Origin of the sequence: Pseudonocardia sp. D17, assembly GCF_036984265.1 — a bacterium.
Taxonomy (GTDB): domain Bacteria; phylum Actinomycetota; class Actinomycetes; order Mycobacteriales; family Pseudonocardiaceae; genus Pseudonocardia; species Pseudonocardia benzenivorans.
This window is the reverse complement of sequence record NZ_BPRG01000038.1, coordinates 18,002-43,829: the sequence shown is the minus strand read 5'-3', so window position 1 is coordinate 43,829 and position 25,828 is coordinate 18,002. Positions and strand designations below refer to the sequence as shown.

Genomic DNA, 25,828 nt, shown 5'->3' with positions numbered 1-25,828 from the left:
TCGGCCGGGTCCGGCAGTGTCACCGGATCGACGACGCTGCGCTAGTGCTCGGCCGGGCCGTCCGGGGAAGCCGCGGGTCGGGAGCGCGGGCCGCGCCGTCGATGCCCAGGCGGGCCAGGTTGTCGTGGGCGGGGTGCGCGAGGCCCGCGGGGCCGGCCGCGAACTGCTGCAGCAACCGAGTGCTGATCGCGGCGAGCACCTGCGCGACGCGGCCGCCCTCCCCACCGCCCTTGCAGTCGGGGTCCATCCCGCACACCCAGTCCTGCGTGCCGGTGGAGAACACGCCCGCGCCGCTCGCGGTGGTGTAGTACGTGGCGTCGGAGAACTCGCTGCGACGGGTGGTGCCGCACGTGACGGGGGAGTGGAACAGCACCTCCAACGGCCGCGGCGTGGGGACCGACAGGTTCACCCTGGCGTACTCGACACCGACGACGCCCGGCAGCCGTTCCCCGTCCCGGACGATGCCGTCGAGCAGCCAGTTCCCGGGCTCGGCCACGACCAGATCGGCCCGCCCCGGGAAGCAGCTGTAGTAGCCGCCCACGAGCACGCTCTCCGGGCGCGGGTCGGGAGGCTGGCGCCAGTCCTGGGTGGACTCGGCCGGATCCGTGTGGCTGACCGGGTCCTCACCGGCCGACTTGTAGTTGATCTCGAGCCTGTCGGCACCCAGTGTCGTCGGCGCCAACCGGATGTGCCGATACACCTCGTTGCCGCCGAGGAAGGCCAGGTTCACCCCGCGGTCGCGGGCCTGCGTCGCAGCCGTCCGCATCGCCGTCGACCAGTACTCGTCGTGCCCCGGCGTCACCACTGCCCGGGCGCCGTCGAGCAGGTGCGGGTCGGCGTGCAGGTCGATGTCGGTGGCGTAGCCGAGCGGCGCACCCGACCGTTCCGCGACCCGCACGAAGGCCAGCTCGAACTGCAGGAACTGCCCGGCGCCGGACATCCCGGACTCGTACGGGCGGTCGAACGTGACCGCCCGCGAGCGGCTCTCGCGCCGACCGTCGGGACCCTTGTAGAGGTTGTAGCCGCCCCACCGGTTGTAGGCCTGCCAGGTGGTCACGGCGTTGACCAGGACCACCCGCCCCTGGTTCGACGGGGTGCGCACGGTGAGCGGGACGTACTGCTGGGCGCCGCTGTCCCCGTCGAGCCGCAGCAGGTAGTCGCCGGGCGGCCAGCCGTCGGTGCCCACCGTCAACGAGGGGTTCCATGGTGCGACGACGGTGTCGGTCGACGGCTGCACCACCGCGGGCGCCTGCACACCGCCGGCCACGCGGGACGAGGTCCAGACCGCCAGCGCGTCGGAGGCCGCGTAGTCGCCGATCCGGAACGCCGTGACCTGGTAGCTCGACGCAGTGGTCGAGACGAACAGCCGCACCCGCTCGCCGGGCGTGACGCTCGTCCTGTCGGCGAAGCCCTCGATCGCGTGCTCCGGACCCGGGTGCGCCAGCTGCCAGCCGGGCGTGCCCGCGACCGGACCGACCGCCGGTGGCGCCGACGTGCCGGGGCCGGGAACCGCGCGCGTGCCACCACCGCCTGCCGGCGAGCAACCGGCCACGACTGCCACCAGCCCGAGGACGACCGCGAGGCGAATCAGCCTGCGCAGCGGCGACGGACCGTACGCGACCGTCGCGTCAGCCGGCCACTCCCGCGGTCGACTCCCGTCAGCCACCGCCGGACCCTACCGCCGAGCAGCCGACCTCAGGGCACGCCATCACCTCAGCGACGGCCGAAGACGGACCGGACGTCGGGAAGCAGCAGCGACCGCGCCGCACCCTCGGCGATGCAGGTGACGGGATTCTCGGCCTGTTTGACCGGGAGGCCGAGACCGGACTCGAGCGCCGCCTTGAGCCCGCGGGCGGGTGACGCGCCGCCGACGAGCAGGACGCCGTCGGCGGCGATGTCGTCGACCGCCTGTGCAGGCAGGTCGTCCAGGCAGCCGGAGAGCACCCCCGCGATCGCCGCGACATGCGGGGCGATCAGGTCCTGGAGCTCGGCGGCCGCTATCTGCACCGACCGGGGGCGAGCGTGTTCGATGTCGCGTCCGGTGACGGCGAGCTGCGCGTCGGCCTGGGCGAGGCTCACGCGTCGGGTCAGCGCCTCGGCCATGGCGGGACTCGTCAGCAGCCGATGTTCGACCCGCAGATGGCGGCGGACGACGGCACTCAGCGCCTCACCCGCCTGGTGCGTGGATCGCACGGCGAGTACCTCTCCGCAGCACACGGCCATGATCTCCGCGGTGCCGGCACCCACGTCGGCCACAATGTGAGCCCGCCGGTCGAGCGGGTCCAGCCCGCAGCCGACGGCGGCCGCGACCGGCGCGGCGAGTGCCACCACCCGGGTGATTCCTGCTTCCTCGGCCGCTTCGACGAGAGCACGCCGTTCCAGGGCGCTCGCCGCACCGGGTACGACGACGGCGACCGAGAGGCGGGTGCGCTGCCAGGGGCGGGGAAGGACGCGGCGCACCACGGCGCGGATGTAGCGGCGTGCGGTGTCCAGATCGGTCACCACACCGGCGCGCACAGGTCGGACCGCGCCTGCCGCGGACGGCAGTCGCTCCATCAGGTCGGCCGCGTCGCGACCGATGCCGGTTCCCCCACCGTGGGGCATCTCGAGCATCACCGACGGCTCGTCGAGCAGGAGGCCGCTGCCCGTGTCACAGACGACGGTGCTGCCGCTGCCGACGTCGAGACCCCACTGTGCCGCACTCCATCCCACGTCCGCACCCCCACATCCCCGGTCCGCGCCGGATCTCCGCGTCCTCTCCACGTTCAGAAGCGCGCCCGGGGCCGGGCCGGGACGGCGTTCCCCCTGAACGCCGTCCCGGCGGGGGCCACCCGTCCGCTCCCCAGGGCCGGGTGGTGGCCGGTGCAGCTCGTCATCGTTCTGCTCGATGGTGCGTCGTCCGCAGGCCTGGAGAGGAGGGTCTTACGGCCCGGGTCGTATGGACCGGTCGCCAGGAGTGCGGCTGCACCTGCGGGCTTCGCGTCCGAGAAATCCGCATGACGCCGCCTGCCCGATCTGCGCACCGATCGGATCGCGACAGACGGCAGCACCGCGACGGTGGGCGTGAGGTCGGCGTGGCCATCCGGACGGGCTACCGAGCTCGCGTATTCCCCCGGTCGGGTACCCGGATGCCTACCCAACCGCGTTGTTCGTCCGCTACGGCGTGATGCGACGCACGTTGTCGCTTCGGGTCGGCGTCCTGATGGCCGCGTTGACTTCGTTCAGTGGCGGCGGAACTCTGACGAGTCACAGAGATGTCGCGTGAGGGGTGCGATGGGGAGCGAAGCCGAGGGCGTGGTGCAGCGAGTTCAGGACGCACAGGACCGAGCGGTCGAGCTCGGCAGCCGGCTGAGCGACCTCGCGCACCAGTTCGGGCACACTTGCGAAGAACTGGCTCGCCAGAACGACCTCCTCGCCGAGAACCGGCGGCCGCCGATTCAGTTCGACCATCGGATGGCTGCAAAATCCTGGCGCGTCCTCGCTGACACGGCGACGAACCTCGCGGAGGCGGGTGCGGACGCCCGGCCGTGGTGCGACCGCCCCCCGAGGTGTCCACACTGTACCGAGCCGGTCGCGCCCCAGATGCTGCTCGAGGTGGCTCTCGGAGTCGCAGCGACGGCGCGCTGCGGTCGCTGCGGGAGCGAAGCGCACATGGCGCTGATGCCTGTCCCGCCGCGTGGCGGCAGGAAGGCTTCTGATCCCGTCGGCGATGCCATCGCCGCTGAGGATCTGCGTATCGCCACAGCTCTCAACGACGAGGTGGTCCAGAAGCTCTTCGCGGTCGGGCTTCGACTGGGCGCTGCACTGGACTCGACGAACGGGGTCGTCCGCCGGCGGCTCGAGGAGGCGATCGGCGAGATGGACGCGAGCATCGCGCTGGTACGTGCGATCGCGTTCGGCCTGGAGCGCGATCGCGCGGACCGCGAACCGTAAGGGCCGCCCCTTGCGTCGGCGCTGCTCGACCGCAGATATCAGTCATCGAGGGCGGTCGATGCGATCCATCGAGTCCAGTGCGGACCTGCTGCATGTCGGTCCTGCTCCCCGGACAGGCGGCGGCTCAGTTCTCGGTCAGCAGGCTGATCCACCCGTTCAAATCCGTCAGCCGCTCGTAGTCGTCTTCCTCGATCCGGCGACCGCTCCGCTCCGAAACCCCGGCGACGAGACTGCGGAAGTCCAACGAGTCCAGCCCGAGCGTCTCCCGCAGGTCGTCGTCGGGTGACAGCGCATCGAGCTGGGGCCCGGGGGCGATACTTCCGAGCACATCGATCACCATCCTGCGGGCGACGTCCGGGCTCAGGTCCTGGCCGGTCTCGCGCATCGTTGTGCCTCCTCAGCATCCGTGCTCCTGTCGCGGCCACGGCGCGGATGAAATGCGGCGGCTGCCCGGCCCGAGCGCTCGGCTGCGGTTGGGTCGTCGGGCCCCGAGAACCACCTCCACAGCGACGGTATTCAGCCGCGCGGACGCGCTCATGGGCCGAAGGTCCGTCGAACCGCGGGAAGGACGGCACGTGAGCTCGTTGGCGACGACCGGGACACCGCCCGTGGCCAACCCCGGACGAGCGGGCGAGGACGGGCGGGTCGGGCGCATCCGCGAAGGTCCGTCGGGCTGTCCGGTGGGGCCGTCCGGCCCCTGACCGACGGTTCGCCGCTTCCTACCGTCGAACGTGTGAGCGACGCCTCGAACGACGGACCGACGACACCGTCTCCCGGCCGCAGCCTGACCGTGGACCTCGGCGGGCCCGTGCACTACGTCGACTACGGGGGAAGGGATGGTGCCGCGCTCGTCCTGGTGCACGGACTCGGGGGGTCACACCTCAACTGGGACCTGGTAGCGCCGACCCTCGCCCTGAGCCATCGCGTGGTCGCGGTCGACCTGCCCGGGTTCGGGCTGTCCGCGCCGGGCGGGCGCCTCGCCACCGTCGCCGCCAACGTCCGGCTGCTCGAGAGGTTCGTCGACGCCGTCGTCGGCGGACCGGTGGTGGTGATCGGCAACTCGATGGGCGGAATGATCGGCATCCTGATGACCGAGCGGTCGCCGCAGTGGGTGGCCGCGCTGGCGCTCGTGGACCCCGCGCTGCCGTCGCGCCGCCGCCTTCCCGCTCCGGTCGACGCGGTCTTCGCCGTCTCACTGCTGCCGGGGGTGGGGGAGTTCCTGACCGCCGCCCGGCGCCGGCGGATCGGGCCTCGATCCATGGTGTACGGAATGCTCCGACTGTGCGGCGTCGATCCGCGGCAGGTGCCGACCGACCTGATCGACCGTTCGGTGGCCATGATCACCCGCCGGCAGGACGTCGCCGGTGTCGACCGGGCCTTCCTCACCGCTGCGCGGTCCCTCGCGTGGGTGCTGATCCGGGCGGGCGAGTACCGCGCGGCGATGGCGACGATCGAGGTGCCGGTGCTGCTCCTGCACGGAGACAGGGACGCGCTCGTACCGGTCGGCGCCGCCCGGGCCGCAGCAGGTGACAACCCGGGCTGGACGTACGTCGAGCTCGCGGGTGTCGGTCATGTACCGCAGCTGCAGGTGCCCGACCGCTTCGTCGACGAGGTGCTGACGTGGCTCGCCGAGTTCGTCACCGCGGAGGACGTCACGCGGGACGCGGGGCGCTGACGTCGGGCTGGGCCGGCGGCCACCTGGTCGACGCCGTCGTCGAGGCAGGACCATGGCGTCGCCGCACGGTGTCCTTCGACCCTGGGAGGGCCGCGTCGGTCCGACGACCGTGGGGACGATGACACCGACACGAATCCCGATGACGGCCGACGACGCGGTCTGGCTGCGGCTCGACCGCCCGGAGAACGTCATGTCGGTGGTCTCCGTGCTGTGGACCGCAGCCCCGGTGGACCGTGCCGATCTCCGAGCCGTCCTGGTCGAGCGGATGCTTGAGCGGCACCCGGTGTTCCGGTGCAGGCCCGTGCTGAGGGCGTGGCCGTTGCGGTCGGAGTGGGAGCAGGACCCGCACTTCGACCTGGCGCACCATCTCGACTGCAGTGGCCCGTCGTGCACCGAGGCGGGCCTGCAGGCGCTGGTCGGCGGCCTGCGGTCGGAGGGCTTCGACCGGCGCCACCCACCATGGCGCGTCCGGATGGTCCCGTACGGCGACGGCAGTGCCGTCGTACTGCAGGTCCACCACTCGGTCGCCGACGGAATCCGGTTGACCCAGCTGATGGTGGACCTGCTCGATCCGGCCGAGCCGGACGAGGACCTCACCCCGGCCGGGACCCACCTAGCCGACACCACGTGGAGCGTTCACGATCTGCTCGACCCACGACGGGCATTGCAGGCGTCGGTCGACCTGACACGTACGGCTCTCCGGACCGCGTCGTGTGTCGCGACGCTGCTGTCGTGGACCAACCCGCACACGGCCTGGACGGGACGCGCGGGTACGGCGAAGTACGCCGCTTGGGGCGCGCCGATCCCGCTCGCGGCACTCGCAGAACTCGCCCGACGCCACGACGCGACCGTCAACGAGGTACTGCTCGCGATCCTGGGTGGTGCCGTCGGTCGGGTGCTCGACCGGCGAGGTGGCAGCCCCGACGATCTCGCCTGGATGGTCCCGGTCAACCTCGACCCGTTCGATCCTGCGCTGCCGACCCGGCTGGGGAACCGGTTCTCGCTCGTCCTCGCGGTGCTCCCGCTGCACGGGGACCTGGCGGAACGGGTCGGCGTCGTCCACGAGCGGGTCAGCCGGATCCGGGCTTCGTGGGAAGCGCGGCTGACCGCGGGCACTCAACGCGTCGTCGGGACGGCGCCGGCTCTCATCGGTGATCCGATCGCCCGCTTCTTCGCCGACAAGGCGATCGGTGTGCTGACGAACGTTCCCGGCCCTCCTTGCCCGATGGACCTGCGCGGTACCCGTGTGCTGGGCAGCGTCGGCTGGGCACCGTGCAGCGGCGACCAGGCGGTGACGGCCTGCGTGTTCAGCTACGCAAGGCAGGTGTTCGTCGGCTTCGGCACCGACGGTCGGCTGGTCGGTGACGCCGACGTACTGGTGCATGCGTTCACCGCGGAGGCGGCGAGAGCGGCCGGAATGCCCGCGTCGGGGTCCACGCCCGACGTCGAGAGGAGCGGGAGATGACTCTGAACCTGGCGATGATGCTGCGCGAGTCCGCGCAGGCCCACCCGCACAGGACGGCGATCGTGCTCGACGACGAGCGGCTGAGTTACGCCGATCTCGACGCCGCGACGGACAGGTTTGCCGCCGGGTTGGTGCGGCACGGAGTCCGCCCGGGTGATGTCGTCGCGATCCAGCTGCCGAACGTGCCGCAGTTCGCGATCGCCCACTTCGGCATCCTCAAGGCCGGCGCCGTCGTCGTGCCGGTGAACGTGCTGCTCAAGGCGCGCGAAGTCGCCTACGTCCTCGGCGACTCCGCAGCCCGCACGTTGATCACGTGGGGTCCGGTCGCGGCGGAGGCCGCCAAGGGAGCTGCGGACGCGGGCGTGAGCGACGTGGTGGTGCTCGGCGACACCGGCGACGGGGCGGGCGTCGGTTCGGCGTTGCCGTTCGGGGCCTTCCTCGTCCACGACGACGGCCCCGTGCTCGAGCAGCGCGAGCCCGGCGACGTCGCCGTGATCATGTACACCGCGGGCACCACGGGCGCGCCCAAAGGCGCGGAGCTGACGCACTTCCAGCTGTTCATGAACGCCGACACACCCGGGCGGCTGTTCGGTATCCGCGACGACGACGTCGTCCTCGTCGCACTCCCGCTCTTCCACGTCTACGCGTTGTCGAGCCAGCTGCACGTGTGTGTCCGCTTCGCTGCGACGATGACGTTGCTCCCGCGCTTCGACGCCGGACGGGCGCTGGAGGTGGTGGAGCGCGACGGCGTAACGGTGTTCGAGGGCGTTCCGGCGATGTACATCGCGCTTCTCGCCCATCCGGACCGGGACGCCCGCGACACGTCGTCGCTGCGGGTGGGGATCTCGGGCGGCGCCCCCATCCCGGCAGAGGTCCTCGACGAGTTCGAGCACGAGTTCGGGGTCGTCGTCCTGGAGGGCTACGGGCTGACCGAGACGGCGTCCACCACCACCTTCAACGTCAGCGCCGAGGAAAGGCGGGTCTACAGCGTGGGCAAGCCGGTCTACGGCGTGGAGGTCCGCATCTGCGACGACGCGGGCCGGAGGCTGCCTCCCGGACACGCGCACGTGGGGGAGATCCTCGTGCGCGGCGTCAACGTGATGCGCGGGTACCGCGGCCGACCGCACGCGACGGCAGAGGCGTTCGCCGGCGGCTGGTTCCACACCGGGGATCTCGGCTTCGTCGACCCGGACGGCTTCCTGTTCGTCGTCGACCGCAAGAGCGACCTGATCATCCGCGGTGGCTACAACGTCTACCCGCGCGAGGTCGAGGACGTGCTCCACACCCATCCGGCCGTCCGGGAGGCCGCCGTGGTCGGGATCGCGGACCCGCGCCTCGGCCAGGAGGCCAAGGCGGTCGTCTCGCTCCGCGAAGGGATGAGCGCCACCGAGGACGAGATCATCGAGTTCGTCCGGGAGCGGATGGCGACCTACAAGTACCCGCGCTCGGTCGAGTTCCGCGACTCCCTGCCCAAGGGGGTCGGGGACAAGATTCTCAAGCGTGCGCTGTGAGCCTCGACCGGATGACGCCCCTGGACGCGGCGTTCCTACAGGCCGAGGACGCCGAGCCGACGGCGTCACTGGCCATCTCGTCGACCGCGGTGTTCGCCGGACCGGCACCCTCGTTCGCGGAGTTCCGGGACCATCTCGCCGGCCGGCTCCCGCGCATTCCGAGGTACAGGCAGCGGGTCGTCCCGGTGCCGTTGGATCTCGGGCCGCCGGTGTGGGCCGACGACCCGGACTTCGAGCTGGATCGGCACCTGGTGCGGGTCGCCCTTCCCGCTCCGGGAGGCGACGCCGAGCTGGCGGCATTGGTCGGCCGGGTGATGGGCACCCGGCTCGACCGTGACCGCCCCCTGTGGCGGTACTGGTTCGTCGAGGGGCTCGCCGACCGGCGGTGGGCGCTTCTCTCGACGGTGCACCACAGCATGGTCGACGGGGTGTCCGGCACCGATCTCTACCGCGTGGTCCTCGATCGGGAGCCGACCCGGGCGTCGACGGCTCCGGACGACTGGCAACCTGCACCGTGGCCCTCGGCCCCTGCGCTCACGGTCGCAGCGCTGCGCGACCTCGCGATGCTGCCGGTCACCGGAGCGCAGGCGGCCGCCGGAGCCCTGCGTGATCCGCGCCGGCTGGTGGCGGCGGGCCGGGGAATGCTCGCGCTGCTGGCGAGCCTGCCACCCGCGCCGCGGACGTCGTTGTCGGGGCCGTTGTCCAGGCCACGGCACGTGACCTGGTTGCGCTGCCGGATCGCCGACGTCCGCACGGTGCGCCGGGCGTTCGGGGGCACGTTCAACGACGTCGTCCTCGCGGCCGTCACCGGAGGGCTGCGGGAGCTGCTCCTCATGCGCGGAGAGCGAGTGCCGCCGGGTGGCGTGCGCAGCCTGGTACCGGTGTCGGTCCGCGCACCCGGACAGGAGGACGTGCGCGACAACAGGGTCTCGCTGCTGCTGGCGGACCTGCCCGTCCATGTGGTCGACCCGGTCGCCAGGTTCCTCGCCGTGCGCGACGAACTCGGTCGATGCAAGGCCGTCGGTGAGGCCGAGGCCGGGGCCGCCGTGGTCGGGATCGCCGGGCACGAGCCGTTCCCGCTCGTCGCGGCCGTGGTCCGCAGCGGCTGGCGGATCCCGCAGCGCACGATCATCACAGTGACCACGAACGTCCCCGGGCCGCGGCACACGCTCTACGGCCTGGGCCGCGAGCTCCTGGAGATCATCCCCTACGTCCCGATCGCCAGCACGCTCCGGATCGGGATCGCGATCATGAGTTACCGCGACGTCGTCACGGTCGGTCTCACCGGCGACGACACCGTGGCCGATCTCGATCTGCTCGCCTCCGGTATCGAGGGCGATCTGAAGCGCCTCGTCGCGCTCGCGGAGGCAGATCGGCAGGAGCCGGGCGGGCTCCGTTGACATCGACACCGTGGCCTCACGTTGCTGCTCCTCCTGCGCTCGGCGGATCGGTCTCGGCGTGGAACGCGGCGACCGCGGTCGGGATCGTCGGATAGAGCCGAGCCGCGTCGACGGCCTTCAGCACCGCGCCGGCTTCGAGGTCGGCCACGAGCTCCCGTTTCGCCCGGGCCGCCGCGAGCACGATCCCGTCCTCGGCGAGCTCGCGGGCGACCGCGATCAGCGCGTCGGCCGCGGTGACGTCGAGCTCGGTGACCGCCTCCAGGTCGAGCACGACCCAGCGGACCGGGGCGGTCTCGGCTGCCTCGGCGACGGCCCGGTGCACGCTGCGACGGAAGTCCTCGGCGTTGGCGAAGAACAGCGGTGCGTCGTAGCGGTGGACGACGAGGCCCGGCACCGGCTGTGTCCCGGGCAGGTCGGACAGGTCGTGCATGCCGGCGACGCCGGGGGCGAAACCGAGCGCAGCCACGTGCGGCCGAGCAATGCGCCGGACCAGGTCCAGCACCGACAACCCGACAGCGACGAGCACCCCGTAGAGGACCCCGAGGCCGAGGACCGCGGCGACCGTGGCCAGGCTGAGCAACAGCTCCGACCGTCGGAACGCGGCGATCCTGCGGAACTCGGCCACGTAGACGAGCTGAACCGCGGCATAGACCACCAGCGCGCCGAGCGCGGCCCGTGGCAGAGCCTGCAGGACGTCGCCACCGACCAGCAGCACGGCGACGACGACGACCAGTGCGACGAGCGAGTGCAGCTGGGTGCGGGCTCCGGTCGCCTTGGCCAGCGCCGTTCGGCTGCCGCTGCTGCTCACCGGGAAGCCGGCGAGCATGCCGGACGCCATGTTCGTGCCGGCGAGGGCCAGCAGCTCCTGGTCGGGGTCCGGGGCGTCGTGCGAGCGGCCCGCGAACGCGCGACCGGTGAGGACGACGTCGGTGAACGCGACGACCGAGACCCCGAGGGCCGGCCCGATGAGCGAGGTGTAGTCCGCGAGGCCGAGCCGGGGTGGTCCGGGAACGGGCAGACCGGCCGGGACGGGACCGACCGTCGCGATCCCGGTCGCGGTCGGACCCAGGAGGGCGATCGCCGCGGCGGCAAGGAGAACCGCGATGAGCGGGATCGGGAGGCGTGGAGCCACTCGGGCGCCGACGAACAGCAGCGTGAGCGTCGCGAGGGACAGGAGGAGCGTGGGGAGGTGAGCGCCGCCGAGGCCCGTGACGACGCTCCGGATTTCGCCGAGCGGCCCGTCACCCTCGACCTGGACGCCCGTCAGCGGGCTGAGCTGGCCGACGATCATGATCACCGCGATGCCCGCCATGTACCCGACGAGCACCGGTCGGGAGAGCAGGTCGGCGAGGAACCCGAGTCGGGCCAGCCTGCCGAGCGCGCAGACGGCGGCGACGACCAGTGCCAGGCCGGCGGCCATCGCTGCGTACCGGGCGGGCTCACCGGCCGCCAGCGGGCCGATGGCGACGGCGGTGAGGATCGCGGTCGTCGACTCCGGGCCCACAGACAGCAGTCGCGAGGTGCCGAGGAACGGGTACAGGACGAGTGCACCGACGGCTGCCCACAGGCCGGTGACAGGCGGTAACCCGGCCAGTACCGCGTAGGCCATGACCTGGGGTACCAGGTACGCGGCCACCGTCAGTCCACCGACCAGGTCGCCACGCAGCACGTCGGCGTCCTTGCGGCGTAGGGCCTGCAGCCCGGGTCGCAGCCCCGCGGCGGGGGTGCGGCCGGCCGGCTCCGCCATGGCCTCTCCTCCGGGTCCCGGTGCCGATCCTGGCGGCACATCCGCGTCGCGAGCAGGGTCGGTGGACCTGTGGCCGGGTCCTCGGGACCCGGTCTGGCCGGGCCGGACGCCCCTTCTCGGCACGGCGGGTCGGCGGCTACACCGTGAGGTGACAGGAGGATGCGATGCGTCGGCAGGATCAGAAGTACGAGTCGGGGCTGGTGGAGCGGATGTGGCTGGGTGAGTGCACACGGTGCGGAGCACGGGTCCATGTGCACCGTCGCGAGCAGGCGAAGGCGTGGGAGGTCGCGCACGCCCAGTGCGGCTGCGGGCGCACGCTGGTGCCCGACGAGTCCGGCCGCGGTTGGGTGCCGAGCCACTGGTGACGGCGCCGAACCGGTCCGCTCGCCGCAGGGTGCCTCGTCGAGCTCGGGACATTCGGTCCGGATGGCCGGGTCGGACAGCCGCAGCGGCGCAGCCGGTGTGGCGCGATGGTGGCGACATGGCAGCAGAACCTGTTCAGCAGTCGCCACGCGCGTCCGGCCTCGTCGCAGAGGACGGCTGCCTCCGACCGCTCGCGCTCGTCCGCGCCGGGGACGCGGCCCAGGTGGGGGGCAAGGCCGCACAGCTCGGAGAGCTGCTCGGCGCCGGCTTCCCGGTGCCGGACGGTTTCGTGGTCCCGGCGACCGCCTACCTGGCCGCGATGGATGCCGGCGGGGTCCGCGCCGAGATCGCCGCGCTGCACGAGGAGGCTCTGCGACACGCGGGGGCCGAGGACGGGAACGAGGAGCGGTGTGCACGGATGGCATATCTCGTCCGCGAGGCGGGTCCCGGAACGGTCCTGGCAGGACGGGTGGCGCGGGCGTACGCGGCGTTGGCCGGGGACGCTCCAGGCCCCGTGACGGTCGCTGTGCGGTCGTCCGCGATCGGCGAGGACGGCGACCGGATCTCGTTCGCCGGCGTCCACGAGTCCTTCACCAACGTCCGGGGAGACGCCGAGCTCGCCGCCGCCGTCGTCGAGTGCTGGGCCTCCGCCGTGGCACCCCGAGCGGTCGCCTACCGCACCGAGCGCGGGGTCTCCGGCGAGCCCGCGATCGCCGTCGTCGTCCAGACCATGGTGAACGCGCAGCGGTCCGGGGTCGCCTTCACCGCGGACCCGACGACCGGACGCCGCGACCGGGTGGTCGTGGAGGCCGCCCTCGGGCAGGGCGAGACGGTCGTCAGCGGGGCCGTCGAACCCGACACCTACGTCTTCTCCGCCCCCGACCTGCACCTGGTCTCACTGCGGGTGGGCCACCAGACCCACGAGGTCGTCCGCGGCCCCGAGGGCCACGACATCTCACTGAGCCTGGACTCCGAGCACGCCGCGGCACGAGTGCTCGACGACGCCGAGGCCGAGGCCGTCGCCAGGTTGGCGCTGCAGGTGCAGGAGCACTACGGCCGTCCGCAGGACGTCGAATGGGCGATGGTCGCGCGGCAGACATGGCTGGTGCAGACCCGGCCGATCACGACGCTCCCCGACCACGACGCGACGACGGCGCCCGGCAGCGCACCGACGACGGCAGCCGCGGCGGGCCCGGCCACGGGCGTCGTGCTGGCCTCGGGACTGCCCGCTGCTCCGGGCCGCGCGAGCGGACCGGTCCGGCTGCTCGACGACCCGCGCGACGGGAGACTCCTCCGGGAGGGGGACGTGCTGGTCGCGCCGAGAACCGACCCGGACTGGCTCCCGACGCTGCGGCACGCCGCTGCCGTCGTGACCGACCAGGGCGGCGTGACGTGCCACGCGGCGGTCGTCGCCCGTGAGCTGGGGATTCCCTGCGTCGTCGGCACCCGGTCGGCGACGACCGATCTCTCCGCCGGCGAGCCGGTGACGGTGGACGGCACGCTCGGGGAGGTCCGCCGGGGTGCCGAGAACGCGATCGTGGGTGCATCCCCGTCGCGAGGCGAGGTGGTCGGGGCCCCGGCGTCACGGCTCACGACAGGGACGCAGCTGCACGTCAATCTCGCGCTTCCCGACGCGGCGGAGCGTGTCGCGGCGCTCGACGTCGACGGTGTCGGGCTGCTGCGCGCCGAGGTGGCGCTGACCGCGGCGTTGAACGGGCGCCATCCGCGCGCGATGCTCGCCGCGGGGGAGGTCGACGGCTTCGTCTCCGCGATGGCGGCCGCCGTCGGCCGGATCGGGGCGGCGTTCGCGCCACGGCCGGTCCTCTACAGGACGACCGACCTGCGCAGCAACGAGTTCCGCGGTCTCGCCGGTGGCGAGGAGTTCGAGCAGGTGGAACGCAACCCGATGATCGGCTTCCGCGGCGCGTTCCGGTACCTGCGCGAGCCCGAGGTGTTCGCCGTGGAGCTGCGCATGCTCGCCGCGGTTCGTGAGCGGACGCCGAACGTGCACCTGATGATCCCGTTCGTCCGCACCCGGTGGGAGCTGGCCGCGGTGCTCGAGCTCGTGGACGCGAGCCCGCTCGGCCGCCAGCGGGGCCTGCAGCGCTGGTTGACCGCCGAGGTGCCGTCGGTCGCGCACTGGCTGCCCGAGTACGTCGGGCTCGGCATCGACGGTGTGTCGATCGGCAGCAACGACCTGACGCAGTTGATGCTCGGGGTCGACCGCGACGCCGAACGGCTCGCCGAGCTCTACGACGAGTCCGACCCGGCGGTACTCGACGCGATCTCGACGATCATCGAGCGCGCCACCCGGCTCGGCGTCCCCACGTCGCTGTGCGGCCAGGCCCCCAGCCGGATCCCGGGCTTCGCGGAGTTCCTGGTGCGCGCGGGGATCACGGCCGTGTCGGTGAACCCCGACGCGGTCGAGCGGACGCGAGCCGCGATCGACGGCGCCGAACGCCGCCTGCTCCTCGAGGCGGCACGCCGACCGACGCCCGCCCGGACCGGCTGAGCCCTGGGCGCACACCGGGCAGGCGGAGCGACGACCAACGGCCCGGGGAGCAGTGACCTCCGCCCCTGACGCGACGGGACGGCGGCGCTGATCGTGGGCGTCCCGATGACACCGACCGGGCCGGCCCCGGTGTCCGGGCCGACGAAGGAGAGCACATCATGAGCGAGACGACGAGCCGCCCGCAAGCGCAGTCGGGCGAGCGCTCACAAGGCCAGGGGGCCGACCGGTCGTTCCGGGTCCCCGTCACGACCGAGGGAGGAACCGGCGCCGCCTCGGGGCCGGTCGTCTTCGCGGGCGTGACCCTGTTCCTCGTGGGAGCGTTCCAGATCATCGAGGGTCTGATGGCGCTGCTGCGGAGCAGCTACTACGCGGTCACGAGCGACCAGCTCGTGGTGAACCTCGGCTACCCCGTCTGGGGCTGGGTCCATCTGGCCCTCGGCGTGCTGCTGGCCGTGGTCGGTGCCGGGGTGCTCGCGGGCAACACCGCGGCGCGGATCGCCGGGATCGTCCTCGCCGCGCTGAGCGCGGTCGTCAACCTCGCGTTCATCGCTGCCTATCCGCTGTGGGCGACGATCGTCATCGCCGTCGACGTCGTGATCATCTATGCGCTGGCCACCGCCGGCCGCCCGGCCCGCGGGGCACCCTGACCGGCCGCGCCCGGCGACGCGACCGGACCGACGGCAGGTCAGCTCTGCCCGGTGAGGAGGAGTCCGGGCTGTCCCAGCAGCCGGCCGATCTCGCGCAGCAGCCGCGATCCCGTCGCGCCGTCGCTCGCCCGATGGTCGGCGGCGAGCGAGATGTCGACGACGGATCGCGCGACCACGCCGCCGTCGACGACCCAGGGCCGGGAGCGCACGGCTCCGATCCCGACGAGGGCGACCTGGGGTGGATGGATCACGCCCACGACCGTGTCGACACCGAGCTCACCGAGGTTGGTGACGGTCGCCGTCGCGCCGCTGACCTCCGACGACCGCAGGTGCCCGGTGCGGGCGCGGCCCGCGGCGTCGGCCAGGGCCCGCATGAGCGCGTCCAGGTCGAGGGACTCGGCGTCGCGGAGGACCGGTACCACGAGGCCGCCACCGCGCAGCGATACCGCGACCCCGAGGTGAACCGCGCTGCACGGTCGGAAGGCGTCGTCGACCCAGTGTCCGTTCAGCTCCGGGACGGCACTCAGGCCGAGCGCGACGGCGCGCAGCAGCACCGCGGCGGGCAGCACTCGGTCCGGAACGGGGACCGCACGGTTGTGGGCCCGGAGGGCGTCGAGGGCCGGGGTCAGATCGACCTGTGTGCCGAGGTAGTAGTGCGGGATCTCGCGCTTGGACCGGGCCATGAGCATCGCGGTGGCACGGCGCGGGTCGGCGTCGGCGGTCGCGTGACGAGCCGGCGCGGCGCCGGTCCGGGGCAGGTCGCGGGCGCGGACGAGGCCCTCGGGTCCCGAGCCGCGCACCGTCGCGAGGTCGATACCGCGTTCCGCGGCGAGCCGCCGCGCGTACGGGGTCACCCGGAGCCGGGCGGAGGCGACCGGTGGCGCGGCGGAGTGCAGCACACGATCCAGGTCGGACTGGGTGATCTGGCCGCCGGGGCCGGTCGCGGTCACCGTCCGCAGGTCGACCCCGGCGTCTGCCGCATGCATGCGTACCAACGGCGACCTCACGCGTGGCGACCGTGCACGATCCCGCGGTTCGGGCGCCCCGACGGCCGGCCCCGCCGGGGCGGCGGGCGGTGGTCCGGCCGGAACCGGCGTCGCCGGTGGCGCCGCGGCGTCGGAGACAATGACCGCCAGGGGCGTCCCGACGGGCACCTTCTGGCCGACGTCGACGAGGATGCGGCCGAGCACGCCGGATTCGAAGCATTCGACGTCGATGACGGCCTTCTCGGTGTCGACCACGGCGATCACGTCGCCGCGATGGACCACGTCCCCCGGGGCGACCAGCCATTCCACGACCGTGCCCTCGGTCATGTCGGCGCCGAGTGCCGGCATCGTGAACTCGGCCACGATCAGCCCACCGCCCGCCGGACGGCCTCGACGACCCGGGCGACCGACGGTAGCGCCGCCTCCTCCAGATGCCGCGGGTAGGGGATGGGGACCTCGGCCGCCCCGACCCGCTCGACCGGCGCGTCGAGCTGGTCGAGGGCCTGCTCCGCGACCCTGGCGACGACCTCGGCACCCGGCCCACCGCTGCGCCAGGCGTTGTCCACCACGACGAGCCGGTGGGTGCGCGACACCGAGTCGACGACCGCCGCCGAGTCGAGGGGACGCAGCGTCCGCAGATCCACGACCTCGGCCGACACACCCTCTGCCGCCAGCGCCGCAGCGGCGTCGAGGGCAGGCGCGAGCGTGCCGCCGTAGGCCACGACCGTCACGTCCGCCCCGCGCCGCCGCACGGCGGCGCGGTCCAGATCGACCGGACCGGCGGCGGCAGGGAGCTCACCGCTGACCCCGTAGAGCGCGATCTGCTCGAAGATGAGTACCGGGTCCGGGTCGGCGAGCGCGGTGGCCAGCATGCCGCGGGCGTCGGCCGGTGTGGCTGGAGCGACCACCCGTAGACCCGGGACGTGCGCGAACCAACCCTCGAGCGTGTGGGAATGCTGTGCACCGAGCTGGCGGCCGGGACCCGTCGGGATCCGCAGGACGAGCGGGATGCTGAACTGGCCACCGGACATGTGGCGCAACGTCGCCGCGTTGTTGACGATCTGGTCCAGCGCGAGCATCGCGAAGTTGACGGTCATGATCTCGACGATCGGCAACGTCCCGCCGAGGGCGGCCCCGATGCCCGCCCCGACGAACGCCGACTCCGACAGCGGGGTGTCACGCACGCGTTCCTCGCCGAACTCCTCCAGCAGCCCCTGGCTGACGGCGAAGCAGCCGCCGTAGCGGCCGACGTCCTCGCCCATGAGGAAGACGCGGTCGTCCGCGGCCAGGGCGTCACGCAGTCCCTCGCGGAACGCCTCCCGGAAGGTGACGGTCCGGGTGCCGGTGGCGGTGGTCACTCGGTCGCCTCCGTCCCGGTGGTCACGAACCGGGTGAGGTCGTCGACGGGCTCGAGCGGTGCGGCGTCGGCCGCTGCGACGGCGTCGTCGATCTCTCGGCCCACGGCCTCCTCGAGCTCCTTGCGGCCGGCGCCGTCGAGCAGGCCGTCGGCGACAAGGCTGCGGGCGGCCAGCTCGAGCGGGTCCCGGGCGCGCCACGCCTCGACCTCGGCGGGGTCGCGGTAGCGGTCGGCGTCGTACATCGAGTGGGCCCGGAAGCGGTAGGTGCGCAGCTCGACGAAGCACGGGCCGCTACCCGCGCGGGCGGTGTCCACGGCCAGGTCCGTCGCCTCCTGGACGGCGACCGCGTCCATGCCGTCGGCCGCCCACGACCGCACGCCGTACGACCCGGCGCGCAGCGCGAGGTCGGTCTCGGCGTGACTGCGGGCCAGGGCGGTTCCCATCGCGTAGCGGTTGTTCTCGCAGAGGAACACGAGCGGCAGGCGCCACAGCGCGGCGAGATTGATCGACTCGTGGAACTCGCCCTCGGCGACGGCGCCGTCGCCGAACAGGCAGGCGGTGACGCGAGCCCGTTCCTGCAGCCGGTCGGCGAGAGCGAGGCCCACGGCCACCGGGATGCCGCCGGCGACTATCGCGTTGCCACCGTAGAACCGCCGGCTCGCGTCGAACAGGTGCATCGATCCGCCGCGCCCCCGGCTGCAGCCGGTCTCCCGGCCGAACATCTCGGCGAACAACGACGGCATCGGGATGCCGCGCGCCAGCGCATGTCCGTGCTCGCGGTAGGTGGAGACGACCGCATCCTGGGGCCCGAGCGCCGCGAGTGTGCCCGCCGCGACCGCCTCCTCACCGACGCACAGGTGCAGGAACCCGCGAATGGTGCCGGCGCTGTACAGCTCGACGCACCGCTCCTCGAACCGGCGGATACGCAGCATCGTCGCGAACAGAGCCCGGCGGTCGACCTCGTTCATCGCACACCCACCTCGACCTCCGCGCTGTTCTCCAGCGTCGACAGGTCGCCTTCGGGCAGGCCGAGCTCGCGAGCCCGCAGGAGGCGACGCATGACCTTGCCGCTGCGGGTGTGCGGCAGTGCGGGAGCGAAGGCGATCGACCGCGGAGCGACGGCTCCGAGCTCGCGGCGGGCGAACGTGAGCAGTTCGCGGCGGAGGTCCTCGCTCGGTCGCCTGCCCGCGCGGAGGGTGACGAACGCCTTCACCACCTCGCCCGCCGTCGGGTCCGGGACGCCGATCACGCCGACCTCGGCGACGGCGGGATGGCGCATCAACGTGCTCTCTACCTCGAACGGCCCGACGAGGTGTCCGGCGGACTTGATGACGTCGTCGGCGCGTCCGACGAACCAGTACCAGCCGTCCTCGTCGCGATGGACGACGTCGCCGGTGAGGTACCAGCCGTCCGCGAAGCAGGCCGCGTACCGTTCGGGCTCGCCGAGGTAGCCCCGGAACATCGAGGGCCACCCGGCCCGCAGGGCGAGCTCGCCCTGTGCGTCGCCGTCGAGCACCGTGACCCGGCCGTCGGGACCGATGAGGGCGCGCCCGTCGGGACCCTGCGCGAGCACCCCCGCACGGATGCCCGGCACCGGACGGCCCATCGCACCCGGCCGGATCTCCGAACCGACGAAGTTGGCGATCATGATCGCGCCGGTCTCGGTCTGCCACCAGGTGTCGTGGACCGGACGTCCGAGCGTCGCGTCCGCCCACACGACGACCTCACCGTTGAGCGGCTCGCCGACGCTGGCGATCACACGCAGCGCGGACAGGTCCTGCCGCGCGGCCTCCTGCGGGCCGGCGGCCATGAACATCCGCAGTGCGGTCGGCGCGGTGTACCAGACCGTCACGCCCTGCTCGGCGAGCACCCGGTACCAGCGCCGGACGTCGAAGTCCCTGGCGTCGGCGACGACCGTGGCGCCGACCACGAGGGGAGCGATCACGCCGTATGAGATGCCCGTCACCCAGCCCGGGTCGGCCGTGCACCAGTAGACGTCGTCGGGTCGGAGGTCGAGGACGGCCCGGGCCGTGGCGAGATGGGCGACGACGGCCTCGTGGACGTGCAACGCCCCCTTGGGGGTGCCGGTCGTGCCGCTGGTGAAGTGGAGCAGTGCGGGGTGCCTGGGGTCGGTCGGGACGATCGCGTGGTCGGGGTCCGCGGAGGCGAGGAGGCCGTCGAACGAGCGCTCGCCGGCCGGGTCCGGGCCGACGACCAGGACGTGTCGCAGACCCGGCAGCGAGCTCCGGATCGGGGCGACGGTCCGGCGGAACAGCGCAGCCGTCGTCACCAGCACGGAGGCGGCACCCAGTTCCATCCGGCGGCGCACCGGCTCCGGTCCGAACCCGCCGAACAGCGGTGCGAGCACCGCCCCCGCCTTGAGCGTCCCGAGAGCGGTGACGTAGAGCTCCGGGCTCGGTCCGAGCAGGGTGAACACCCGCCCGCCCGTGCCGACTCCGAGGGAGTGGAGGACGTCGGCGAACCGGTTGCTGCGCTCCGCGAGCTCCGCGTAGGTGAGCTCCTGCGTGGAGCCGTGCCGGTCGAGCACACGGATCGCGGTGCGGCTGCGGCGCGCGGGGTGAGCGGCGTGCCGGTCGACCGCCTCGAAGGCGATGTTGAGACCGCCGGAGGGGAGACCGGTGAGGTCGTGGCGGGCGTTGTCCCAGCTGAACTCGCGGCAGGCGTGGGCGTAGTCGCCCATGAGCGCGGCGCGTCGTTCGTGGTCCGGCTTGCCGATCGTGGGATAGCCCATCGTTCCAGGCTGGCGTGGACCCCGCCGCGCCGTCAGGGCCCTGCGTCCCGCGGCTGCGGGACCTCCGCCCCGACGGCACCCGGTCCCTCGGGTTCGGTCCCGGGTCAGGTGCCGGGTTGTCCCGCCGTCCCGTCGCGCGCGGGACCCGACGACGAGCTGTCCTCCAGGCTCGTGAGGATTCGCCGCGCGTGGTGCGCCGCGTCGGCGACCGTGCGTGGGACGGCGGTGCCCGGCTCGGTGGTCGGCGCCGTCAGTACGCGATAGGCCTGGGGCACCTGGGCGTCCGCCGTACCGAGCGAGGCGTTCTCGAGTGCCTGCACCAGGGCGGAGAGCGCGTCGACGACCCCGGCGAGGGTGTGCTCGAGGGCGGCGACCCGTTCCGTCGACCCGGTCGAGCTCGACGGGGGCGACGAGGTGGCCGCAGGCACGGGCAGGGTCGTCGGTCCGGATCGCGCCGGTGCGACCGAGGTGCGGTGGCCGGGAGCCACCAGCCCGCGCACGGATGTCGGCAGCTGCGTGAGGAGGTGCTCGGTCTGTCCGGGTGCCCACCGACGGTCGAGCGCCGCGGTGACCAGCGGGATGACACGCCTCGCCTCGTCGGGGGCGACCCCCGCGTCGTCGGCGACCATCGTCACGAGCTGTTCCGGGCCGAACTTCACCGGTACGACGGCGGGTCGCCACCCGTCGTACCAGATGCCGCGCAGCAGGATCGGGAGCTGGCCACCGATGTGAGCCGTCCCGTCGACCTCGAGCCGGTCGCGCACCGCGTGCAGCCAGGCACGCAGCACGCGGAAGGCATAGGCCCTGTCCCCGGTCCCGACGGACTCGGCGACGGTGTCGATCCAACCGAGCGCGGTCCGCTCGGCTCGTGCCACGGCATCGATCCCCGTGCCGTGTCGTGAACGGGTGTCGGCGGACATCGTCACACTCCCTTGCGGTACGTCCGGGCTCCGTCGACGGGTCGACGGGAGTTCAGCGAGCAGCTCGCCGGCGGCGGGCGCGTCCTCCTCCGAACAGGATCGTCGGCAGCGGGATCACGCACGCACCGATGACGAAGCCGAGGTCGTAGAGGTGGCCCGAGTTGGGTACGGCGTACACGGCGACGTGGTCGTCGAAGAGCGAGACCAGGAAGGTGATCGGCAGGATCATCCCCTGCCAGACCCCGAGCCAGAAGCCGGGTGCGCCGGCGATCGCCGGGGCGGCTGTGTTCGTGGCCGCGCAACCGGCGAGAACCAGGGCGGCGGCGACGATGACGGCGACCAGCGCGGCGGTCCGTCGCCACGAGCGCACTGCCGGTCGTCTCACCGCCCGGGCCCCATCCGGAGCGCGGCCCCGGCGGGACGTCGTCCTCATCGCCCGGCGCGATGGTCGCCGACGGACCCGGAACCGCCGGCGCGCACTCGGTGTCCCGGCAAGCCGTGGCCGGCCTCCCGACCCGAGCGCGAGAGGTGTTCGAGCCGGTGCCCGAGTCGTTTCAGGAGCAGGTCGACGGCCTCGCGCGGGCGTGCGGCGTCGACGCGCACGACGACCGTGGTCCCGTCGAGGTCGACGACGGCGCGGGCGACGACCGGTCGTTCGACGGCAGGGTCGTGGTGGCGGAGGACGCGCATCCTCGCCCGTGCCGTCGGCCGGCCCCGCCGCGCGAGCAGATCACGGAGTTCGTTGCGGGCGTAGTCGGCGAGATCGGGCGCGATGCCGCTGCCGAGTTGCACGATCGGTTCGCCGTCCGGCTCAGTGGTCCGTCGGTTCGCAGGGTGCGGTTCGGTCATGACAACCGAGCCTCGCCGTGATGCCGGGGGCCGACCATGGGTCTTTGGGACCCGTCGCCACTACCAGTGGTCCCGCCTGCCGGTGCGCCGGTCACCGGGCTGCCTCGTCGACGACGCGACATCGCCGGCACGGCGTCGCCCGATCAGCGCGCCGACAGGGCCGTACGGTCCGGCACACCGGGAGGCGTCGAGCTCGGCGCGCATCTGCGGTGGCACGGTCGCCTCGATCTCGGCGAGCAAGGACGCGTGCGCCTCGACGAGGCGGGAGCGGCCCGCGTCGTCGAGAGGCTGCGCGTGAAGCTCCTCGAGCAGCTGCCTGACCATGCCCCCCACTCGCAGGAGCTTGGCCGGGTCGCCGATCAGCTCGTCGAGTGTGGACCCGGTGTCGTCGTGGTCGAAGTCGTCGCGTGTCACGGCGCCCGACGCCAGGGTCGCACCGATATCCGCGGCATGGTCTCTGGTCCCGGAACGCGCCGCCAACCGTCCCGGCGCCCCCGGGCAGCGATGCGGAGGGCGGCGCGCGGGGGGTGGGTGAAGATCGCACTGGCAGTCCCCTCTCAGCTGCGTGGCCAGGTATCCGCACGGCAAGGAGCGTCGAGCACGTCGAACGGGTCCTCGCACCGGTAACGCGCGGCCACGCGCTGCTCGTGGGCTGCGACACTCCGCGACCGCGCCGCGTGCGCCAGGAGCTCGGCCGACCGGCTCGGGCAGGTCGCCGCCCGGGCCTCGAACGCCCGGACTTGTGCTTCTCGCACCGCGCACGGACAGCGCCGTCCGCACAGTGCGCCGACCGGTGGCAGCCGGAGCGGACCGCAGCGCGACCCGAACGGCCGGGCGCTGTCCGTGTGACCTCCGCGCTCGGGCGACGTCCAAACGGCCCACAGGAGGCGCCCAGCCGCACGACCGGAGAAATGACCGGCCTTTTCGCACCATGCTCGGTCGGAACCCCGGTGCACAACGCCTCACCGCGTCGAGGGCCTTCGGCCCTCCCCGAGCTCGTCCGGTGCGACGACGCTCGACATACGCGGTGACAGCCGCGGCGCCTGCCGGGATCGGGCAGTGCCCGTACTCGTCGGGGGACGGGCACCGTCGGGTCCCGGCCGGCTCTGGAGTTCGCAACCGAGGACCCCAGGCAAGCGCACCCATGACCGGCCTGCGCCCGGGCGCGGCCGACGAGTCCGGGACCCGCCGCCGACGTCCGCCTCAGGACGGAGGCCGGCGATCACGCCGTCCCGCGCGCGTGGCGTCGTCGGTCGGGCGGGGTACGTCCGACGTCGGCTTTGCGAGGGCGAAGTACTCTTCCTCCTCCTGCGCGAAGTGCAGTCGGAGGAGTGCGTGCAGGCCGTACACCGTCGCCAGCAGGTCGTCGACCTGGCCGTGCTCCAGTTCGCCGGCGGCCGCCGCGAGGTCGAGGTGGGTGCTCAGGCGGCGGGCGAGGCGGTCGATCTCGACATGCGCTCTGGTCATCGGCGCGGTGGCGTCCGTGCCGCCCAGGGGAGCGGTCAGCGCGGGGTAGAGCTGGGCCTCCTCGGCGTGCTCGTGCGGGAGCAGCCGGCTGGTGAGCACCTGGTCCGCCTCGCGGAGGGCGTCGAGCGCGACGGGCGTGGCGCCCTGGTCGGCCAGCAGATCGGCGGCGTCGCGCAGCGCCGGCAACGCATCGGCCAGGTCGCGGTGCTCGGCCTCGAAACGGTGCACGAGCGCCTCCGCGTCGGCCGGCAGGGTGACCGTGTCGGGACGTCCCGGTCGTAGCGCACGCAGGGCGTTGAGGATGACGGCGACGTCGATCCCCTCCTGGAGCAGGGCACCGGCCGCCGGCGGCAGGAGGCCGACGGCCGCGACGGCCATCGCGAGCAGTGACAGCCCCATGCCGACGAGTGCACTCTGGACGGCCAGCCGGCGAGAGCGGCGCGCGATACCCATCACGTCGGCGAGCCGGTCGAGGCGGTCCACGGTGAGCACGACGTCGGCCGCCTCGGACGCGGCCGTCGCCCCGCGAGAGCCCATCGCCACACCGACGGTCGCCGCAGCGAGGGCCGGGGCGTCGTTGACCCCGTCGCCGACCATGACGGTGACGGCCTCCTCGCGCTCCGCGCGAACCGCCGCCACCTTGTCGGCCGGTGACTGTTCGGCGCGGACGTCGTCGAGGCCCAGCATGGCGCCGACCTCGCGCGCCGGCGTCGCACGGTCGCCGGTGAGCAGCACCAGCCGCCGCAGCCCGGCCGTGCGCAACCGGCGCAGCGTCCGCGTCGCGTCGCGGCGCAACGGGTCCCGCAGCAGGATCGCGCCGACGACGTCGTCGCCCTCGTCGTCGGCCTCGTCGTCGGTGCTGTCCTGGTGACCACCGCGACCGACCCACACGACCGTCGCACCGTCGAGCAGGGCCCGTGCGGCCACGCTGCGCGTCCAGGACGCCGAGGGCGGCGCCGACCGCCTGCCGACCCGCACGAGGGAGCCCTCGACGACGGCGGAGACCCCGCGGCCGGGCTCCTCGACGACGGCGCTCGGCACGGAGAGCGTCATGCCGTTGGTACGCGCGTGCGCCACTATCGCGGCTGCCAGCACGTGCGGTGACACCTGGTCGGCCGACGCCGCGAGCCGGACCACCTCGCTCGGGGTCCATCCGGGCGAGGCGGCGACGTCGATCACCCGTGGCCGGCCCTGGGTGAGTGTGCCGGTCTTGTCCAGCACGAGCGTCCGTGCCCGGCCGAGGCTCTCCAGCGCCGCGCCGCTGCGGACGACCACCCCGCACTTCGTCGCGCGGGACAGACCGGACACGATCGCCACCGGGGCGGCCAGCAGCAGCGGGCACGGAGTGGCGACGACGAGCACCGCGACGGCGCGCACCGCGGACCCGCCGACGATCCAGGCCGCGGCGGCGACGGCCAGTGCGAGCGGGACGAACCACGCCGCGTAGCGGTCCGCGAGCCTGACGATCGGGGCGCTCTCCGCACCCGCCTCCTGCGCGAGGCGGACGAGCCCCGCGTACGTACTGTCGGCCGCGATGCGGTCGGCGTGGACCTCGAACGCGCCTCCCGCGTTGACGACACCGCTGCGAACCGACTCGCCCACTGCGCGGTCGACCAGAACCGACTCGCCCGTCAGGACGGACTCGTCGAGCAGGGCCGCCGAAGTACGGATCCGTCCGTCGACCGGAACCACCTCACCGGGGCCGACGACGAGCAGGTCACCGACCTCGACGTCGTCCAGCGCCACCACGTCGGCGACGTCGCCGACGCGGCGCCGCGCGGTCCGCGGGACGTGCTCGGAGAGCGCGCGAAGATCGCGCGAGGCTCGCCGCTCCGCGGCGGACTCCAGCGCCCGTCCCGTGGCCACCATGACCGCGATGAGGGCGCCGGCGAGGTACTCGCCGACCAGGAGGGTGCCCACCAGCGACAGCACCGCGAGCAGGTCGACACCGACCCGCCCGCGGCGCAGCGCCGCCGCGACCCACACCAGCGACGGGACCAGCGCGGCGACCGTCCCGGCCGCCCAGGTCAGCTCCGCGGCCCGTCCGGCGCCGGCCCAGGTCGCCACCAGCCCGCCGAGCAGTGCCAGCACCGTCGCGGGCAGCAGCGACCAGGCGAGCCACGTCGTGGGCACCGCCGTGACCGTCCGTCGTCGCCCCTCTCCCGGCGCCACCGGGCTCATGACGTCTCCCGACGAACCGGGTTCCCGGTGCTCACGGGTACCTCGGTGGCTCGTCGTCGAGG

At 73.2% G+C, this 25,828-nt stretch carries 21 protein-coding genes; 8 read left to right on the top strand and 13 right to left on the bottom strand.

Going from position 1 to position 25,828, the window contains the following annotated elements; translation table 11 throughout:
* Positions 1 to 19: 19 nt before the first annotated feature.
* Together PSD17_RS07145 and PSD17_RS07140 are read right to left on the bottom strand one after the other, a co-directional pair.
* Positions 20 to 1,666 (bottom strand): N,N-dimethylformamidase beta subunit family domain-containing protein, encoded by a 1,647-nt coding sequence (locus PSD17_RS07145; RefSeq protein ID WP_339122198.1) that lies wholly within the window; start codon positions 1,664 to 1,666, stop codon positions 20 to 22.
* Positions 1,667 to 1,713: 47 nt separating this feature from the next.
* Positions 1,714 to 2,712, bottom strand: a complete 999-nt coding sequence (locus tag PSD17_RS07140) for a rod shape-determining protein (RefSeq protein WP_339122197.1) — start codon at positions 2,710 to 2,712, stop codon at positions 1,714 to 1,716.
* Between the two features lie 561 nt (positions 2,713 to 3,273).
* On the opposite strand from PSD17_RS07140, the gene PSD17_RS07135 reads away from it, so the two are divergent.
* On the top strand, positions 3,274 to 3,933 hold the full coding sequence (locus PSD17_RS07135) for a hypothetical protein (protein ID WP_339122196.1): 660 nt from the start codon (positions 3,274 to 3,276) through the stop codon (positions 3,931 to 3,933).
* Positions 3,934 to 4,057: 124 nt separating this feature from the next.
* Here PSD17_RS07135 and PSD17_RS07130 read toward each other — a convergent pair whose 3' ends face one another.
* Positions 4,058 to 4,318 carry an acyl carrier protein gene (locus PSD17_RS07130; protein ID WP_199796729.1) on the bottom strand — a complete coding sequence of 87 codons (261 nt, stop codon included), beginning with the start codon at positions 4,316 to 4,318 and terminating at the stop codon, positions 4,058 to 4,060.
* A 348-nt stretch (positions 4,319 to 4,666) separates the two neighbouring features.
* Between PSD17_RS07130 and PSD17_RS07125 the strand changes: the two genes are divergently transcribed.
* The 4 genes from PSD17_RS07125 (at position 4,667) to PSD17_RS07110 (ending at position 9,984) form a co-directional block, all read left to right on the top strand.
* Positions 4,667 to 5,608: an alpha/beta fold hydrolase gene (locus tag PSD17_RS07125; RefSeq protein WP_199796728.1), complete on the top strand. Its 942-nt coding sequence runs from the start codon at positions 4,667 to 4,669 to the stop codon at positions 5,606 to 5,608.
* A gap of 118 nt (positions 5,609 to 5,726) precedes the next feature.
* The gene (locus PSD17_RS07120) at positions 5,727 to 7,073 is read left to right on the top strand and encodes a WS/DGAT domain-containing protein (RefSeq protein ID WP_158703498.1); all 1,347 of its coding nucleotides are present in this window, start codon (positions 5,727 to 5,729) and stop codon (positions 7,071 to 7,073) included.
* Positions 7,070 to 8,584, top strand: a complete 1,515-nt coding sequence (locus PSD17_RS07115) for a long-chain-fatty-acid--CoA ligase (protein WP_339122195.1) — start codon at positions 7,070 to 7,072, stop codon at positions 8,582 to 8,584. The genes PSD17_RS07120 and PSD17_RS07115 overlap by 4 nt, the downstream gene beginning before the upstream one ends.
* A gap of 11 nt (positions 8,585 to 8,595) precedes the next feature.
* The gene (locus PSD17_RS07110) at positions 8,596 to 9,984 is read left to right on the top strand and encodes a wax ester/triacylglycerol synthase family O-acyltransferase (RefSeq protein ID WP_339122194.1); all 1,389 of its coding nucleotides are present in this window, start codon (positions 8,596 to 8,598) and stop codon (positions 9,982 to 9,984) included.
* Positions 9,985 to 10,000: 16 nt separating this feature from the next.
* On the opposite strand, the gene PSD17_RS07105 is transcribed toward PSD17_RS07110, so the two are convergent.
* Positions 10,001 to 11,731: a SulP family inorganic anion transporter gene (locus PSD17_RS07105; protein WP_339122193.1), complete on the bottom strand. Its 1,731-nt coding sequence runs from the start codon at positions 11,729 to 11,731 to the stop codon at positions 10,001 to 10,003.
* 164 nt (positions 11,732 to 11,895) lie between these two features.
* On the opposite strand from PSD17_RS07105, the gene PSD17_RS07100 reads away from it, so the two are divergent.
* From PSD17_RS07100 to PSD17_RS07090, 3 genes are all read left to right on the top strand, one after another.
* Entirely contained in the window at positions 11,896 to 12,096 is a 201-nt protein-coding gene (locus PSD17_RS07100) for a hypothetical protein (RefSeq protein WP_339122192.1), read from the top strand.
* Between the two features lie 116 nt (positions 12,097 to 12,212).
* Positions 12,213 to 14,606: a phosphoenolpyruvate synthase gene (gene ppsA, locus PSD17_RS07095; RefSeq protein ID WP_339122191.1), complete on the top strand. Its 2,394-nt coding sequence runs from the start codon at positions 12,213 to 12,215 to the stop codon at positions 14,604 to 14,606.
* 158 nt (positions 14,607 to 14,764) lie between these two features.
* A complete protein-coding gene (locus PSD17_RS07090; protein WP_339122190.1) occupies positions 14,765 to 15,253 on the top strand; it encodes a DUF7144 family membrane protein in 489 nt (162 codons plus the stop codon).
* 38 nt (positions 15,254 to 15,291) lie between these two features.
* Here the strand turns inward: PSD17_RS07090 and PSD17_RS07085 are convergent, their stop codons facing one another.
* The 9 genes from PSD17_RS07085 to PSD17_RS07045 all read right to left on the bottom strand — a co-directional run bounded on the left by PSD17_RS07085 (position 15,292) and on the right by PSD17_RS07045 (position 25,766).
* Positions 15,292 to 16,602 (bottom strand): dihydrolipoamide acetyltransferase family protein, encoded by a 1,311-nt coding sequence (locus PSD17_RS07085; RefSeq protein WP_339122189.1) that lies wholly within the window; start codon positions 16,600 to 16,602, stop codon positions 15,292 to 15,294.
* 2 nt (positions 16,603 to 16,604) lie between these two features.
* The gene (locus PSD17_RS07080; protein WP_339122188.1) at positions 16,605 to 17,597 is read right to left on the bottom strand and encodes an alpha-ketoacid dehydrogenase subunit beta; all 993 of its coding nucleotides are present in this window, start codon (positions 17,595 to 17,597) and stop codon (positions 16,605 to 16,607) included.
* Positions 17,594 to 18,565 (bottom strand): pyruvate dehydrogenase (acetyl-transferring) E1 component subunit alpha, encoded by a 972-nt coding sequence (gene pdhA, locus PSD17_RS07075; RefSeq protein ID WP_339122187.1) that lies wholly within the window; start codon positions 18,563 to 18,565, stop codon positions 17,594 to 17,596. Before pdhA ends, PSD17_RS07080 begins: the two co-directional genes overlap by 4 nt.
* Positions 18,562 to 20,349: an acetate--CoA ligase gene (acsA, locus tag PSD17_RS07070; RefSeq protein WP_339122186.1), complete on the bottom strand. Its 1,788-nt coding sequence runs from the start codon at positions 20,347 to 20,349 to the stop codon at positions 18,562 to 18,564. Before acsA ends, pdhA begins: the two co-directional genes overlap by 4 nt.
* Positions 20,350 to 20,453: 104 nt before the next feature.
* Positions 20,454 to 21,224 (bottom strand): DUF2267 domain-containing protein, encoded by a 771-nt coding sequence (locus PSD17_RS07065; protein WP_339122185.1) that lies wholly within the window; start codon positions 21,222 to 21,224, stop codon positions 20,454 to 20,456.
* 97 nt (positions 21,225 to 21,321) lie between these two features.
* On the bottom strand, positions 21,322 to 21,639 hold the full coding sequence (locus PSD17_RS07060) for a hypothetical protein (protein WP_199796727.1): 318 nt from the start codon (positions 21,637 to 21,639) through the stop codon (positions 21,322 to 21,324).
* A 59-nt stretch (positions 21,640 to 21,698) separates the two neighbouring features.
* Positions 21,699 to 22,061, bottom strand: coding sequence for a hypothetical protein (locus PSD17_RS07055; RefSeq protein ID WP_132975708.1), 363 nt, complete (start codon positions 22,059 to 22,061; stop codon positions 21,699 to 21,701).
* Positions 22,062 to 22,178: 117 nt separating this feature from the next.
* The gene (locus tag PSD17_RS07050) at positions 22,179 to 22,532 is read right to left on the bottom strand and encodes a proteasome activator (RefSeq protein ID WP_103381603.1); all 354 of its coding nucleotides are present in this window, start codon (positions 22,530 to 22,532) and stop codon (positions 22,179 to 22,181) included.
* Between the two features lie 789 nt (positions 22,533 to 23,321).
* The gene (locus tag PSD17_RS07045; RefSeq protein WP_445260996.1) at positions 23,322 to 25,766 is read right to left on the bottom strand and encodes a heavy metal translocating P-type ATPase; all 2,445 of its coding nucleotides are present in this window, start codon (positions 25,764 to 25,766) and stop codon (positions 23,322 to 23,324) included.
* Between the last annotated feature and the right edge of the window lie 62 nt (positions 25,767 to 25,828).

What these genes read in the sequence shown, in the direction of transcription:
- PSD17_RS07115 (WP_339122195.1), top strand. Translation starts at nt 7,070, where the DNA reads ATGACTCTGAACCTGGCGATGATGCTGCGCGAGTCCGCGCAGGCCCAC.
- PSD17_RS07045 (WP_445260996.1), bottom strand. Translation starts at nt 25,766, where the DNA reads ATGAGCCCGGTGGCGCCGGGAGAGGGGCGACGACGGACGGTCACGGCG.
- acsA (WP_339122186.1), bottom strand. Translation starts at nt 20,349, where the DNA reads ATGGGCTATCCCACGATCGGCAAGCCGGACCACGAACGACGCGCCGCG.
- PSD17_RS07100 (WP_339122192.1), top strand. Translation starts at nt 11,896, where the DNA reads ATGCGTCGGCAGGATCAGAAGTACGAGTCGGGGCTGGTGGAGCGGATG.
- PSD17_RS07110 (WP_339122194.1), top strand. Translation starts at nt 8,596, where the DNA reads ATGACGCCCCTGGACGCGGCGTTCCTACAGGCCGAGGACGCCGAGCCG.
- PSD17_RS07135 (WP_339122196.1), top strand. Translation starts at nt 3,274, where the DNA reads ATGGGGAGCGAAGCCGAGGGCGTGGTGCAGCGAGTTCAGGACGCACAG.
- ppsA (WP_339122191.1), top strand. Translation starts at nt 12,213, where the DNA reads ATGGCAGCAGAACCTGTTCAGCAGTCGCCACGCGCGTCCGGCCTCGTC.
- PSD17_RS07130 (WP_199796729.1), bottom strand. Translation starts at nt 4,318, where the DNA reads ATGCGCGAGACCGGCCAGGACCTGAGCCCGGACGTCGCCCGCAGGATG.
- PSD17_RS07090 (WP_339122190.1), top strand. Translation starts at nt 14,765, where the DNA reads ATGAGCGAGACGACGAGCCGCCCGCAAGCGCAGTCGGGCGAGCGCTCA.
- PSD17_RS07105 (WP_339122193.1), bottom strand. Translation starts at nt 11,731, where the DNA reads ATGGCGGAGCCGGCCGGCCGCACCCCCGCCGCGGGGCTGCGACCCGGG.
- pdhA (WP_339122187.1), bottom strand. Translation starts at nt 18,565, where the DNA reads ATGAACGAGGTCGACCGCCGGGCTCTGTTCGCGACGATGCTGCGTATC.
- PSD17_RS07120 (WP_158703498.1), top strand. Translation starts at nt 5,727, where the DNA reads ATGACACCGACACGAATCCCGATGACGGCCGACGACGCGGTCTGGCTG.